This window comes from Bradyrhizobium genosp. A (assembly GCF_049949275.1).
GTDB lineage: Bacteria > Pseudomonadota > Alphaproteobacteria > Rhizobiales > Xanthobacteraceae > Bradyrhizobium.
Genome location: NZ_CP188196.1, coordinates 2,392,400 through 2,404,011, shown reverse-complemented (window position 1 = coordinate 2,404,011; position 11,612 = coordinate 2,392,400). Strand labels below are relative to the sequence as shown.

Genomic DNA, 11,612 nt, shown 5'->3' with positions numbered 1-11,612 from the left:
AAATGTTTCACGCGCGCGATGAAGACGCGCATAGTCCGCACCGTCCGACAAAATTTACGAAAACATTGTTCTCTTTGCCCGACTGGGATGTGAAAATGGCGCCGTTTTCTTTTCGCTTATCCAATGAAACAAATTGATCGGGTGAGCGATCAAATGGCCGGTCACTATCGGCATCGTGCACACCAATTTGTACATAGCCTCGATCTCGGTCGCTTCGCAGTACCGTTCGGAAGTTTCCGACTTTCCACTATGACCCAAAAGGTCAGCCCGATGCTCTTCTCTCACGTCACGCTTCTTCAAAATGGCTCCGAACGCATGCCGAAGGGCGTGAGAGCCTAAACCCTCTTCAGTAATTCCTGCTGCAACCAGAACCGGTTTAAACAGCTTGTAGTAACGATTTCCCAATGGCGATTTAGTTGTTGGTGAAAACAGATCAGGGAAAACGAGTTCATATCCCAAGGAACGTATGAGCGAGACATACTTCAGGAATCCCAGCCTAATAAGCTCCGGATGGATGACGATGTTTCGCTTGGACTGCGCATTCTTGATGCGACGAAACTTGTTTTTGGCGATGTGCAGGTAGGGGTGTTCGCCGTTAGTCTCGATAACGTCGTCCGTCATCAGCCCGCAGTACTCTTCGCGCCGTCCGCCGCCATAGAACATCAGCATTGGGATGAAATAAAGCGCACCGTGAAAAACCAGGGATTCGTTAGGGACGCCTTCTTCCGAAAGCCGATTCCAGCCGGCGCAGTTTACGAACGGCGGCTGATTGAACAGATTCTTGATCTTCGGAAGCGGCAACTTCAGACGTTCGTCGCGCTCGCGTTCGTCTGTATTGTTGATAACACGCAGCTTTGTGATCTTGAGCTTGGAGTCGAGCTCAACACCCTCGGCTTCGGCGAGATCAAATAACTGATCGATGAAGGTCAGATGGCGGTTGAGCGTGCCCGGCTCCAGGCCGCGAAGCTCTTCCGGTTTCGACAGCGCGATGATGCGCATTTCCGCAATCGATCGATCTTTGTCGTTCTTACCCTTGCCGTGGTGCTTGTAGATTTCAGTTTCCAGAAAATTAGCCAGAGCGGCCAGATCTTTCTGCCTCACCGCGCTCATATTCTCGATGCCGCGCTCTTCCTTCATAAACCTCGCCAGCAAGTCGAAGATCTGCGTCGCCTGCTGTTTACTCTTCGCACTCCAACGCTCTGCCTTGCTTCGCTTCCTAGCCAGCAGGTCCGCCATTGGCTTGAACCGGTCGTCAACAGCAGCAGCATCCTGCTCCTGAACATGGTCGGCACTGTCATTCGGCTCTGGTACGTATGCCGGTTGAACTAAATCGAGGGGCCTCGCAGCTACCTGATTTGCTGGCTGCACCCTGTCCTTGAGGATCCGGTCGACAAAGTCCTCGGCCTCGACGATCTTGCCACCGTAGCGCCGCTCAGATTGCGCAAGCGCCATCCACATCCCGCGAAAATAGACGTCCTGCGCCATCGCCAAATTGCTTGCGTTGGCAGGCGCACCGTTGGCGGCGAGTAAATTTTGCAGAATTCCGTGCCGGGTGGGCACGAGGTCATTGACGCGTAGCATCGCCAAATGGTCTTGGACGGCAGCAATGTCAGCCGCGGTCAGACCTTCCGCAGACATCTGTGTTTCGTCGGTCGGGCGAACGACAGCGTTGGATCCTTGCGTATGAAGCAAGCGATACGCCCAAGCGGCGCGGCGATCGTCGCGCTCGGCCTGAGCTGCGTCGAACCCGGCGAACGATTTCGCGGCAGCGGACAAGCGCTCGAGCTTATTCAAATGCTTTGTCACGACATCGCGCAGGAGGCCGTCTACTTGGGGCGGTGTCAGATGCATTTCCGAATGCTCGAAGGCCGTCACGACCTCCTCCAGTTTGGCATCGAGCAGCACTACCAAACGTCTTGCGAAATTTGGATCGGGTGTCTGCAAGCTTAAGAACAGATGCCGTCTATGAAACCAGTTGGCGAGCGCATTCGGAAGACGCCGTCGCCAGTAGTACATGGCTTTTCTTCGATAGAGATGAGTTGCGGCTGACACGATCGCTCCGTGAAGCAGTCATGTGTTGCACGCTGTGGTTCAGCGCCCCACCTAGGTCGAATAATTGAGCGTTTTCAGTGATTTACGATTTTCTGGCTGGGGCGGGAGGGATCGAACCTCCGAATGGCGGAATCAAAATCCACTGCCTTACCGCTTGGCTACGCCCCATCATTCAAAGTTCAAATGAAAAACATCAGTCTTTTTCGCTAGTTACACTATAGTATCGGAAATTCAACTTTGCAATTCAGATCGAAAATCGTCGCCATGTCGCGTCTATGTTGCGTCCAGCTCGCGCTCAGCCGAGCAACGTACGCTCGGCGGCCGCCAATTCCGCACCGTCGTCGTCGCGGGGGAACAGGTGTCCGTAAACGTCTAACGTCATCGCAATCGTCGAATGACCGAGGCGTTCCTGCACGACCTTTGGTGGAAGCTCGAGCCCGCCATCAACCCTCCGATTGATGCACCAACTCGCATAGAAATGCCGGAGGGCATGAAGACCCGGATATTTTGCCTGTTCGACGGGCCCACCTGGGGTTTTAGACACTTGCCGCGACACACCGGCCGCAATCTGGGCGGGCATCAGACCACGCTTGGCGATGTAATCTCGCGTGACGATCCCGCCGCCCCGGGGACTGGGAAACACGAGATCAAGATCACTCTTGGGACATATGAGCTTCCATTCCCGAAGCGTGTTCACGACAATCGGCGGTAACGGGACGGAGCGCTCGCCTGCGCCTGACTTCGGGCGACCGAGAACGCTATATTCGTCTGCGCGCTCGCGGACGTGTATCTCGCGCTTCAGGATATCGACGTTCGGCCAGCGCAGCCCCCTCAGTTCCGACGCCCGCAGCCCCGCAAAAATAGCGGTAAGCAGGACAGGCCTCCATTCATCCTTCAGCGCTCCGACGATGGCTCTGATTTCCTGCGGCGTCGGGATATCTACCCCAACCTGCAACTTGGGCTTCGCGCGGCGCTCGGCCTGGCGCTCCTTCCCTCGCCTGCGGTTCGCGCGCATTTCGCGCACAACGTTGCGGGCGACAAGCCCATCTTCCTGCGCGTTCGCGAGGAGCGCGCCAAGATCGCTGCGCACGCGCTTCACCATGGCCGGCGACCGCGGCTCTTGGGTGTCGGTACCGTTTCTGAGGTTCCGTTCGAAATCGCTGACCATGGGAATGGTCAATTGCGACAGCTTAGTTCTGCCGAGGAACGGTTTAATATGCAGATCTACATGCGAGCGATAACTATCGATTGTCGTCCGCTCTAGTCCCTCACTCGTACATTTTGCAATCCACCGATCTCCGGCCTCGCCAACGGTGATGCTGTCACTGTCCGCGGTATGGATGCCTGCCCTGATCTCATTCTTGGCTATGGTCTCGAAAGCGTCAGCGCGCTTTTTTAGAGCAAACGTCTTGAGGCGGCGCTTTCCCTTTTGATCGACATAGTCGACGACCCAGCCTTCCTTTTGGATGCCAGCGGCATTAGTCCAAGTACGTTTGCGGATCGACATGACGCTTCATCCCTTCCGCAAGCGTAACATTCGATTCTGCGGTACCGAATCGAAAAAGGTCGTAGAACTGTTCCGTTACGAGACGTTCCCATCTATTCCCTATTGGATTCTATCCGAAAGGACCTAGAGTCTCAATCAGATTTTTTCCGAAAGAGAGTTCCTCGCAAAATGCCAACTCCACCCGACCTTGTGAAAGCTGTAACCAGCGCGACGGGGCTTCCGCTGGCCACTGTCACTGACCTGGATCGGCGGCTGGCGATAGAAGGGTTGCGTTCGAAAGGAGGACGAGGGCTGCACGCCGCAATAATTAACGAGCTCGATGCGGCGCGGCTCCTTACGGCAGTGCTTTCGAGCCCACAGTCTGTGAAGGCGGCCGAAGCCGTGAAGCGCTATGGCAAAACCCGACCGGACAAGGCGCTATCGAGCGATGGGCTGTTCAAGGGGATTGGAATCGAGAATCTAGCCGCGCTTGCGCCGAAGCACAGCTTTATCGAAGCGCTGGCCGCACTTATCACGTCCGCCGCCAGTGGATTATTGGCGAATCCTGCAGCGAAAGCGCGGGATGGCTCCCCACAGCTCGAAGTGCTCGCCTTCACGCGCGCAACGCATGGACGCATACGGATTTCCGGTCTGCCGCGAGGCGTCACAACCGTTGTGGAATACACTCCACCCAGCGGGGAACGCTCCAGTGAGACGAATGGCGATCTTGAGCAGTCGCGCCGCATTACCGAGCACACCATACTGGCCGTTGCAAAGCTGCTTGAAGGCCAGAGACAACATGGTCCGCAACGGACATGATTGCGGCGGTCCTTCTTTATCAGCCTGGTGTCGGACGCTGAAGACGCCGCTGCTGACGCAACATACGAAGCCCATGTCGTCTGTAAGCGCGCTTTTCCCGCAGACCGGCCATCTCCGACGACAGCCAGTCACAGGCAATACGGAACGCCAGCGCCCTCTCATGGCGCGACAGGTTGCGTAGCCCAGCGATCTTTCGTTTGAATATCTTCAAAATGCTCGCAATCGCTTCGCTGTCGTCCTCGTTGGACGACGGCATTGTAGCGCTATCGGCCGCCCCACTATCGTCACCCTCACCTTTCGCTGGGGCTCGCAATTCGGTGGTCGGGCCATTTTCTTTTGCCGAGGTAGATGGGGACGCGGACGTGGCTGGCCCGATCCCTGTATCAGTCTCGACCATACAGGGACTTCTCTCGGGCCCTCCATTCGTCGTCGTGGGAACGATATTCGACCGGCGTTTTTTGCTTTGCAGCTTCCTCGGCCGCCGCGCGGAACCCATCTGGGTCTGGTTCCGACGGTCGCGGGTCTGCGCCGACCAGGTCGATAAAGAGAGCGTCAAAAAATGCCCCCACACTCCTGGTCACGCTGCGCTCGCCGCGGCTCAACTCATCGCCAAACTCCACCGTCTCAATCACAAATTCACGTGGTACGGCACGTTGGAGCATGACCGGTTTTTCCGGTCGTAAATCCTGCGTCAGCTCAAGCGTAGCCTCACGGAAACCATGCTTTGTCTCGGCCCGTGACTCGTTCCGGGTTTCGACAGCCGTTACCAATTCGTGGAAGAATTCGGCATTGTCGAGACCCAGTTTCACGCGCTCCGTGAATTCAGCACGCGTAATCGCCTGCTTATCAAGGAGCTCGCGGTATTCGAGATTCCGCGTCTCTTTCAGCTCCGCGCAAGCGGCATCGCGCCTTGGATCAAGGACAGCCCTCTGATCGGCTATGATCTGCGATTTTATTGCCGCCAGGAGTTCGCGATTTTCATCTCTGACATTTTTCGCGAGCTTGTAATAATCAGACCAGATTTCGCGAAATTCTTCCTTTACCTCTCGATAAATCGAGGCGCGCAACTCCTGGAATTGCGCTCTGCCGTCAACATAGAATGCATCTCGTTCAGCGGCCTGAATATCTTTGAATATTTCCCATTCTGCGCCGATCCGTTTTTCCGGCGAATATTCCAGAACTTCGGCATTTTGCCGGAACTGCTCTTCTGACCTGAGAAATTCCCGCTCATTTTGCTGAAAAGCGATCCACATATTTCGTGGCATCGACTTTTCACGGTCTTCGGGATTTAGAGTACGCTGCTCGCAACGAATAACCCCTTGCTCGCGCTCGTACGCAGCCGCCCATTTCTGGACGCGCCGCTTTTCAAAGTCATCGTTGAGCCGCAGGCCGGTTTCTGGATGCACTTCGTTGATGACGAGGTGGACATGTTTATAAGTTTTGTCGCTATGCGCGATGAAAATAGTCTGATGCTCACTCCATCCCATGCTGCGCAAAAAATGCTCACCGATGGCGATCATGTGCTGCTGTGATGGGTTATCTCGCGGGTCCCAATTCAGGCTAATATGCCGGGCCGGATTTTCTGTCTGACGTCCCCCACCCCGAACGCCGGCTTCCTGTTTGAGCAGCTCGGCATTTTCGGCCGTCAGATACATCTCATTGACGGCTGAGGACACGTCATCGCTGGCGAGGCCGTGTGTGTGCGTCCAGGCCACGCGCTCTACTGTTCTCGCTTTCGGGTCATGCGTCAAATATTCGGAAAGTCCCTTGAAAGATTTTCCAGAGCCGGAGATTTTGACGATCATTTTCCCGCTCCACGCGCGATGACGCTGCGAATATCATTGAGCAGGGGTTCGAGATCGGCAGGCACCGGGTCACCGGTCTGATGCAGATGGCGCATCATCTGGTTCAATAGATTCCCGAGGCGTGAAAGCTGATGAATATAGAGCCGCACGACATTATTGCCGTGGTGCTCGGTCTTTGGATCGACAGTGCGCGTCTTATCAATCAGCAGAGATCGGCCGAAATGGACAGGGCGCATACCGACGGCCTGGGCGCGCCTTACGAGGCTTTCGTATTCCGTCGCTGTAAGGCTCACGTTAAGCTGCCTATCGCGAAGTTCAGTTTGCTTGGGGCGACCCATGTTTCTTTCTTCCTTGGCAGAGCGCATGCGTCCTAGGGTTTGGGGGCCATATAGGGCCGGCCCCCAACGAGACCTTTTGCCCTAGGCAAAAGGACATCTCGCTACCTCTCCGCCAACTTAAAACTTCAAATTCATCACCTCCATTGCAACGTTTGGTAATTCGCAAACATTCCTACGCCTACCGAGTAATTCGTAAGTTACTCGGTGCCAGCAACTCACGAACTATTCAGTGCAGCTAAATTGTCTTAGTCGCTTCCTCTGAGATAATCGTCGAGTAACGAGCAGAACATCACGCATCCAATCAAAAACACGACGATGAGATTTGCGACCACTAATAATGCGACAGCGGTTGGCGAGAGATCGGCTAGAGCGATATTGAGATTTGATGCGAACGTTTCCATGACGGTGTCCTCCTGTATGAGTTGAGTGGATCGTAGGGGTGTTGGACGGACGCGGGCGGCCAGCGTCAAGGCCGCTTGGCAGGGACCCGGAACGCAGGAAAATTGACGCGCCCTTCGCGGACATTTTCTTGCGTTATGGGTGTCAAGCGCGCCTTGATGCACTAAGGCCGCGCGTGGCCGCACAATGCCCCTACGATCATTCATCATTCTGGGCCGGCGGATCTCGACGATTCCCGATCCCTGCAAAACAAAGACGGCCCCGCCTCGAAGAGGCGGAGCCGTTCCCGTGAACGTTAGGCTTGAGCGGAATTCGCGCTCTTGGCCGCGCGGATCACGAGCTTGCCCGAGACCATGATGCCGGGCGGGACGATGAAGTTCATCCCGTCGCCGCTCCTGTGTTCCCACGCCGCTGCGATCTGCGTCCAGTTGGCGTCGTCGCCGTCGCCCGTGACGACATAGACGAAGTGCGTGGGGCGGTTGGTGTTGGTCTTGGTCATGTTACTCTCCTTCGGTTTTTGTTTTGCCGTCCGCAACCTTGCGGCCGGTCGGGAGTGAAGAGCCGAGGGGGGTCTAAGGCGACCGTCAAACGCCTTTAGCCGCGCTTGCGCGGGCCGCAGCTGCACAAGCCGGATTCTTCATCCGGCGCGGAAGCGAGGCGCGTTGATGGGCGCCGCCCCGTCGGCATGGTCTCCCGATCCTTCCGGCTGCAAGTTGCTGACGCGGCGAACGCGAAGGAGAGTCTGAGCAAGAACCATCGTCCCGTCGCCTTTGTAAAATTCGGGAGGGCAGATGGAATGCGCCAGCGAAAGTAGGCTGCGGCGGCTGGCAACGCGCCAGGGCTGAACGTCATTCCTGCAAGGTGTGAGTTCGGGCGGCGATCCGGCGGCAGGCGCAAGCTCCGACACCGGTAAGCGCACGGAAAAGGGCCGCGCGAGGCGCGGCCCCCCTTCACCTGCTTTTGCCAATCTCAAGCCGCGAGTTGGACGTCTCCCTTGGCAGACACCATGAGCACCGCCGGTAGCCAGCCCTTGCCGACCAAGAGTTCCTCGGCCCGAAGGGCCATGGCCTGCTTCTTCAAGCTGGATATCTGCCGGGCGGCGTCCTCGCCTGCGCCTTCCCGCACGGCCTCCATGATCAGCTCCTTGCTCACGCGGCCCAGATAGTTGGCGGCGGTCGGCTGCCAGTAGCGGCTCATGGCGTGCGGCATGGCATGCGCCAATTGGTCGGCATGAGATAGTGCGCGTCCGTCTGACCCCGGACGTTTGACGGCGTCGAGCGACAGCGAGGCGCAATGGGCCAAGAGATCAAGAAGAGCCTCCATCGGAAGCGAAGCGACAAACAGCCAGAGGTCGGCACCCTCGTTTGGCAATCGCGCGGCCCAAGCCTGATGTCGTTCTGCGATGGCTTTCCCGGCTGTACTCTCTTCTATATGCGAGGCGCATGACACGAGGGAGTTGTGTTTGGCGATGATCTCCAGACAGGAAAGCGCCTCCCCCCGGTAGAAAGTTGCGGCTACAAGCGCGTGGGTCACCGCGATCAGGGCCAGTTCTGGCGACTGGGCGAGGTCGTTGCGCAGCGCCATGGTGCGGTGGGCGGTAAGCTCGGCGACCAAGGCTGCCGACAGACTGGCCTTGCCATCGCCCGCCGTCTTGTCTGCCGGGCGTCCCCCGTCGCCCGCCTCTCCCTTATCTTCGGGCCGGAGATAGCCACGCATGATACGGACGTCTCCGTCTGGGCCGAGCGACACAAACGCTCCGGCGCGGGCGATATCCGCGGTGGCGAACACTTCTTCGGTGAGCGGGGCTGCCTCGGCCTCAAGGCGTTCGATCTCGGCGTAGGTCTCCGCTGACGGTTCGTCCTGTTCGGCCTCGTCGTAAAGCGCCTGCAATTGCTCTTGCAGGCTGTCGAGCGTTTTCTGATCATCATCGCTCAGCTCTCTCGGAGCGGTGTTGAGGGCGCTCAGCGAGGCGACGCGTTGGTAGTCGAATTCCGGGTCGACCACGCCCCATTTCCAGCCCTCGGCCATCACGGCCTCGGCGGCCTTCTGAAGCTTCTCGCGGACGAGGCGATTGAGCAGGGCCGTATCGGCAAGATAGCCGCCATCCTCTTCGAACAGGTCATGGATGACCTTCCCGCCTGCCGCCTCATAGACATCAACGCCGACGAAAGTAACCCTGCGGTCATCGGCGGATATTTGACCTTCGGTAAGGGCTCTGAGGATCGCACGACGGCTAGGATCGTAACCGAGACCGGCCCAAACCTGTTCCTGCCGTGCGTGATCGTCGGTGATGGTGAAGGCGGTCAGTTGCTCGAGATTCATCTCGCCTTCCCGGTAGAGTTTGAGAAGCGCCGGGCTGACGGCCCCGAGCTTGAGACGTTGCCGCACGACGGAGGCGGTGACGCCGAACCGCGCCCCGATGTCCTCGGCGCTCATGCCTTGCTCGTTGTGCAGCTCGGCAAAGGCCTCGTACTCGTCGGCGGGATGCATATTCGTGCGTATCGCGTTCTCGGCGAGGCTGATTTCGGTCGCGTTGTGCTCGACGTCCAGAATGCAGGGGATCGGATCGTCCTTTTTTGATCTCCTTGCGCTTAACCCGCAGCAACTGCGCAAGCCGGCGTCCCTCACCTGCATTTACGAGATAATTGCCCGTCGGCTCGCCCTTCGCGCCGGTTTCGGGTTCGACAATCGGATATTGCAGCATGCCGAGTGCGGTGATGCTGGCGGCGAACGCCTCGATCTCCGCTTTCGAATGCGGCATCTTGCGTACATTCTTCGGCGACTTCTTCAGTTTGCCGACCGGCACCATTACGATGTTGCGGGCATCAGCGGTTTTCTTGGTCCTATTGCTCATGGGTTTCCTCCTTTTGCAGGGTTTCTGCACGGCAAACGCCGCGCATAAACCCCTGCCTCGCGGCGAGCAGCGGGTGTGCAAGCGGAGCGAGTGCCTTCGCGGGGACCCGGCTGCAGGGAGCTTTCGCGACCGAAGCTGGGCGGAAGGCCACTTCGAAGCGCGCCGAGGGCGGAGCCCTAAGCGGCTGCCGCAGCAGCGGCAAGACACGCCTACGAGAAGAAAAGGCGCGCGCAGCGCACGATAGGAGCAATATTTTCCACGGCCGCGGCGAGCGTGATGCGCATCGCGCACCACGCGGTACGTATAAGGGCACTATGCGTCACCGCCTCAGCGCGACAGAATGCGGGAAACCCATCAGCCCCTGGACCATGAATGCGCAAGATTCCCCTCGATCCCGATAATGCGGATACGGCACCGTCAGATCCGGCTGCCCTCACCCCTTACGACCATGTGCACGCCGTCACCTATTTGCGCATGCTGGATGCGGACACCGAAGGCGCCGACTGGCGGGAGGTGACGCAGATCGTGTTGCATATCGATCCCGAGCGTGAGCCAGCCCGCGCCCGGCAGGCTTATCAAAGCCATCTCGCCCGCGCCCGATGGATGACCGACTTTGGTTACAAGCTGCTGCTAAGGCACGGCTGGCCAGCATCGAACTGAGCAACAGCGGTTCTGAACCGGCGTGCGCGAAGCGCATCGCCCCGCTGACATGGCACCCGGGAAGCGTGAGCATAGAGCCCCCTTCGCGAAAGCGGGGGACACGCGAGACGAGTGTAGCGACGAGACCGGTCTTTTAGTGGCACTCGGGAACGGGGGAGTGATAGCGGTCGCGAAGCGAGCCCCTTTCCTGCGTGGCCCCGGCGAGGAGCGCATAATTCCTGCGCGACGGGACCGTCACCGAAGGCCGAGACAGCATGGCTCGGTGACACCCGCGAACGCGGGTGGAATAGAGCCTGGTCCGCGTAGCGGACGCGCCATTTCGCGCACCGCGCACCGTCCGCTCGCTGACTGCTACGCCGGACCGCCCATCAGCGTACTCCCTCGAGTAAACATCCCTCGGCATGGTGGGGCAAGGATATAGACTTGGGAACAGGTAGATTGTATCGTACTCGGGGATGCAACCTTGGGGAGGGGCAATGACGACGAATTCGAGTGCCAGGAGAACGCTGCACGACAAAGCGAGGGCAACACGCTACACCGCCCGCCTCTCGGGCAGGATAAACAGGGCCGATCTTGAAGTAGTCGGAAACGGCTCTCTTGACGCAAGATCCGGACGCGTCAATGGAAATTACCAGCTAACTCGATTTCCTGCACGGCTTCACTCACGGATACTCAATAGCGTAATGGTGACGGGCTATCCTTCAGTATGCGAAGAAGGGCCTTGTGCAGAGAATCCATTTGCCTCCGGGTCCTACAGTTACATCCGCAAGCTGAATTTCGGCGCGCGCGGCGAGCTGACATACAGCGCCGACTGCAAGGAGGTGCAGGAGCGCGACGGCGGCCTACGGCTCGACAGCTATTTCGAGATTGAAGGGGCGATAGACATTCCAACGCTGAGCGGAACGGCGCCAATCGTTGAGACCTGGACCTCCCTTGGCGACGAGCGGGTTAGCGGATGCTTCCAGATTACATGGTTGAGCGATGCCGGCCCAGTCACCGCAATCGCAACGACGAACTACGCGTTGCCGAAGGATGCAAAATTTCCTGACGTAGTCCTTTATCGTTTTATCGAGCTGCAGAACAACTGTGACCTTCCTGGCCTTCTGGAGATACGCCAGCGGTCGCGGCTTCTCTCAGATCAGGAAATCAGAGATTTGATCCAGCAGCATCATTGACATAACTTTTACATTTTAAAGGCG

The 11,612-nt window shown here is 57.9% G+C and carries 10 protein-coding genes, 1 tRNA gene and 1 pseudogene; 3 read left to right on the top strand and 9 right to left on the bottom strand.

The window, feature by feature from the left end; genetic code table 11:
- Positions 1-54 precede the first annotated feature (54 nt).
- The 3 genes from ACP2YP_RS11300 to ACP2YP_RS11290 form a co-directional block, all read right to left on the bottom strand.
- Positions 55-2,016: a DUF6538 domain-containing protein gene (locus ACP2YP_RS11300; protein ID WP_426424196.1), complete on the bottom strand. Its 1,962-nt coding sequence runs from the start codon at positions 2,014-2,016 to the stop codon at positions 55-57.
- 129 nt (positions 2,017-2,145) lie between these two features.
- Positions 2,146-2,220 (bottom strand) — tRNA-Gln (locus ACP2YP_RS11295).
- Between the two features lie 127 nt (positions 2,221-2,347).
- Positions 2,348-3,559, bottom strand: a complete 1,212-nt coding sequence (locus tag ACP2YP_RS11290) for a tyrosine-type recombinase/integrase (protein WP_426424195.1) — start codon at positions 3,557-3,559, stop codon at positions 2,348-2,350.
- A 381-nt stretch (positions 3,560-3,940) separates the two neighbouring features.
- Here ACP2YP_RS11290 and ACP2YP_RS11285 point away from each other — a divergent pair, with 381 nt between their 5' ends.
- Complete coding sequence (locus ACP2YP_RS11285; protein ID WP_426424194.1) at positions 3,941-4,357, top strand: hypothetical protein; 417 nt, start codon at positions 3,941-3,943, stop codon at positions 4,355-4,357.
- Between the two features lie 19 nt (positions 4,358-4,376).
- On the opposite strand, the gene ACP2YP_RS11280 is transcribed toward ACP2YP_RS11285, so the two are convergent.
- The 6 genes and pseudogenes from ACP2YP_RS11280 to ACP2YP_RS11255 form a co-directional block, all read right to left on the bottom strand.
- Positions 4,377-4,613 (bottom strand): hypothetical protein, encoded by a 237-nt coding sequence (locus ACP2YP_RS11280; protein WP_426424193.1) that lies wholly within the window; start codon positions 4,611-4,613, stop codon positions 4,377-4,379.
- Positions 4,614-4,740: 127 nt separating this feature from the next.
- Positions 4,741-6,162, bottom strand: coding sequence for a relaxase/mobilization nuclease domain-containing protein (locus tag ACP2YP_RS11275; RefSeq protein WP_426424192.1), 1,422 nt, complete (start codon positions 6,160-6,162; stop codon positions 4,741-4,743).
- Positions 6,159-6,500, bottom strand: coding sequence for a plasmid mobilization protein (locus tag ACP2YP_RS11270; protein WP_426424191.1), 342 nt, complete (start codon positions 6,498-6,500; stop codon positions 6,159-6,161). The genes ACP2YP_RS11275 and ACP2YP_RS11270 overlap by 4 nt, the downstream gene beginning before the upstream one ends.
- A 694-nt stretch (positions 6,501-7,194) precedes the next feature.
- The gene (locus ACP2YP_RS11265; protein WP_426424190.1) at positions 7,195-7,398 is read right to left on the bottom strand and encodes a hypothetical protein; all 204 of its coding nucleotides are present in this window, start codon (positions 7,396-7,398) and stop codon (positions 7,195-7,197) included.
- Positions 7,399-7,868: 470 nt separating this feature from the next.
- On the bottom strand, positions 7,869-9,389 hold the full coding sequence (locus ACP2YP_RS11260; RefSeq protein WP_426426487.1) for a ParB/RepB/Spo0J family partition protein: 1,521 nt from the start codon (positions 9,387-9,389) through the stop codon (positions 7,869-7,871).
- A 175-nt stretch (positions 9,390-9,564) separates the two neighbouring features.
- A pseudogene (locus ACP2YP_RS11255) lies at positions 9,565-9,660 on the bottom strand (hypothetical protein); the annotation flags it as partial.
- Between the two features lie 465 nt (positions 9,661-10,125).
- Between ACP2YP_RS11255 and ACP2YP_RS11250 the strand changes: the two are divergent.
- Entirely contained in the window at positions 10,126-10,413 is a 288-nt protein-coding gene (locus ACP2YP_RS11250) for a DNA -binding domain-containing protein (protein ID WP_426424189.1), read from the top strand.
- 476 nt (positions 10,414-10,889) lie between these two features.
- The gene (locus ACP2YP_RS11245; protein ID WP_426424188.1) at positions 10,890-11,588 is read left to right on the top strand and encodes a hypothetical protein; all 699 of its coding nucleotides are present in this window, start codon (positions 10,890-10,892) and stop codon (positions 11,586-11,588) included.
- Positions 11,589-11,612: the final 24 nt, after the last annotated feature.

Excerpts from the sequence above, each read along its gene's own strand:
- ACP2YP_RS11260 (WP_426426487.1), bottom strand. The coding sequence starts at position 9,389 with ATGCATCCCGCCGACGAGTACGAGGCCTTTGCCGAGCTGCACAACGAG.
- ACP2YP_RS11270 (WP_426424191.1), bottom strand. The coding sequence starts at position 6,500 with ATGGGTCGCCCCAAGCAAACTGAACTTCGCGATAGGCAGCTTAACGTG.
- ACP2YP_RS11300 (WP_426424196.1), bottom strand. The coding sequence starts at position 2,016 with ATGTACTACTGGCGACGGCGTCTTCCGAATGCGCTCGCCAACTGGTTT.
- ACP2YP_RS11245 (WP_426424188.1), top strand. The coding sequence starts at position 10,890 with ATGACGACGAATTCGAGTGCCAGGAGAACGCTGCACGACAAAGCGAGG.
- ACP2YP_RS11275 (WP_426424192.1), bottom strand. The coding sequence starts at position 6,162 with ATGATCGTCAAAATCTCCGGCTCTGGAAAATCTTTCAAGGGACTTTCC.
- ACP2YP_RS11265 (WP_426424190.1), bottom strand. The coding sequence starts at position 7,398 with ATGACCAAGACCAACACCAACCGCCCCACGCACTTCGTCTATGTCGTC.
- ACP2YP_RS11250 (WP_426424189.1), top strand. The coding sequence starts at position 10,126 with ATGCGCAAGATTCCCCTCGATCCCGATAATGCGGATACGGCACCGTCA.
- ACP2YP_RS11290 (WP_426424195.1), bottom strand. The coding sequence starts at position 3,559 with ATGTCGATCCGCAAACGTACTTGGACTAATGCCGCTGGCATCCAAAAG.
- ACP2YP_RS11280 (WP_426424193.1), bottom strand. The coding sequence starts at position 4,613 with ATGCCGTCGTCCAACGAGGACGACAGCGAAGCGATTGCGAGCATTTTG.